1 protein-coding gene is annotated in these 693 nt (G+C 44.9%); it reads right to left on the reverse strand.

Annotated features, from left to right (window positions below; translation table 11 throughout):
* A partial coding sequence (locus tag AC04NP_RS30570; protein WP_482863927.1) for a non-ribosomal peptide synthetase occupies positions 1-684 on the reverse strand: 684 nt, incomplete at its 3' end.
* Positions 685-693: the final 9 nt, after the last annotated feature.

The raw sequence follows: 693 nt of genomic DNA on the forward strand, positions 1-693 counted from the left end.
TATCTCTATATCCAAGTCCTTTCGGATTGTAGAAATCAATCGGACCGCCAGTAAACTATGGCCGCCCAGTTCAAAGAAGTTATCGTATATACCCACCTTTTCAACACCCAACAAATCCTGCCAGATCTGTACTAACTGCTCCTCCGTTTCCGTTCTTGGGGCCACGTATTCTTTGCTGGACAAGGCTGAACTGTCCAATTCCGGTAAGGCCTTCCTGTCCAGCTTGCCATTGGCTGTTAAGGGCATCTCGTTTAGCTGCACCCACAAGCGGGGCGCCATATACTCCGGTAAACTCTCTCCCAAGGACGCTTGCAAAGCTTCCTTATCCAGATTACCCTCCAAGACCACATAAGCGATCAATCGCTTACTGCCATTCTCATCCTTCCTCGCTAAAACACAACATTGCTGAACTTCTGGTAACAAGGATAAGGTTTTCTCAATCTCGCCCAGTTCGATACGGTACCCACGTATTTTTACCTGATCATCCCTTCTTCCTACAAACTCGATATTTCCATCAGGCAGCCATTTTGCTACATCACCTGTTTTATACAAGCGATCACCTTCCTTAAATGGGCTATTAATAAACTTTTCGTTAGTTAATTCCTCATGGTTTAAATAGCCCCTTGCTACTCCTGAACCACCAAGAACTAATTCACCTACGACTCCTATTGGCACCAGATTCATATTTTTATC

This window comes from Agaribacillus sp. DX54 (assembly GCF_056858335.1).